1 protein-coding gene is annotated in these 1,342 nt (G+C 70.9%); it reads right to left on the reverse strand.

Annotated features, from left to right (window positions below):
• Nucleotides 1-1,285 (reverse strand): tetratricopeptide repeat protein (locus ACFY5C_RS41630; RefSeq protein ID WP_389455292.1); only part of this gene is annotated, 1,285 nt, incomplete at its 3' end.
• Between the last annotated feature and the right edge of the window lie 57 nt (nucleotides 1,286-1,342).

The raw sequence follows: 1,342 nt of genomic DNA on the forward strand, positions 1-1,342 counted from the left end.
TCTCCTCGATGAGGGCGTCGACCTCCGCGCGTGCCGCCCGGACGGCGGTGTCGTGATCGGAGAAGTTCACCGTCCCGGCTCCTCCGGCGAGGCCACGGTCGAGCCCGTCCCCGGAAGCCGACAGCCAGCGGGCCACCGCAGTGGTGAAGCGCTCCGCGAGCTGTTCCAACCCATGTTCGGCCAGCCACCTCACATCGGCGGAGCCCAGTTCCAGGGTCTCGCTCACGGAGACCGCGCGTGCGGTTTCGACGGCCATGACGGCGGCTTCCAGATCTCCGACCCGCGTCAGGCTGTACGCGGCGGCGGGCGCGAGGTCCGCGGACCGCCCGACGATCCGGGTGCGCAGGCCCCGGCTCACCTGGAGGCGGACCAGATCGCCGGAGGTCTTCGTCCACGTACGGAAGGCCTCTGAGGCTTCCTGCCATGCCCCCCGGTCCGCCGCCCACCGGGCCCACAGGCGGCTCGCGCCGAGCCGCATGGCGTGGTCCGCCGCGTCGCCGTCCGCGCTCAGCTCACGGAGGATGCCCACGGCTTCCCGTTTCGTGCTCTCCCGTGCGGTCCGCCGGTGTTCGTATACCAGGGACTCGGCGAGACGAAAGCGGACGTGCCGCTCCGCCGGTGTGCCGGCCGGGGCGAGGCTCGTGGCCTTCCGGCCCAGCTCGACGGCGGTCCGCAGATGTGCGGGATCACCGGTGAGATCGAACCTCATCAGCGCGATGTCGCTCAGGGACGCGGTCATCTCGGCGCGCAACGGCGAGTTCGCCGACAGGATGTCCAGCACCTGCAGCCGCAGTTCCTCGGCGCGGTCCAGATCGGTGACCGCCCCGTTCGCCTGGAAGCGACTCAGATAGGCGTTGCCCAGGTTCGCGAGGCGGGGGCGTAGGTCGGGATGGTCGGCCGGGAAAACCGCCACCGCCTGCTCGTGCAGATCGATGGACCGGTCGAGCCGCTCGGGTTCGCCGGTCGAGTCGTACGAGGCGCGCAGGGCGTTGGCCAGGTTGCTCACCCCGATCGCCCACGTGACCGAGCGGTCCTCGCCCCAGCCGTCGAGGCTCCGCTCATATGCGGTGATCGCCTGGTCGAGATGGCCGAGGTCCCCCGTGAAGTTGTAGCGGGCCCGCAGCACCGTGCCGAGGGTGTTGTACGCGCTCGGGTGCAGGGAGGCGTCGTCCTCGGCCTTCTCCACAGCCTGGGTCAGGCACTCCAAGGCGCGGGTGAAGGCGCCCGGTTCACCCAGGAAGGTGTAGAGCTCCCGCCAGCGCCCGCCCGCGCGGATGAGCATCATCCCGTAACCCGGTTCGCCCGGTGAGAGTGCTCTGAGGCCCTGGTCCATCGCGTCGAC

It is taken from the genome of Streptomyces sp. NPDC012935, from assembly GCF_042900345.1.
GTDB lineage: Bacteria > Actinomycetota > Actinomycetes > Streptomycetales > Streptomycetaceae > Streptomyces.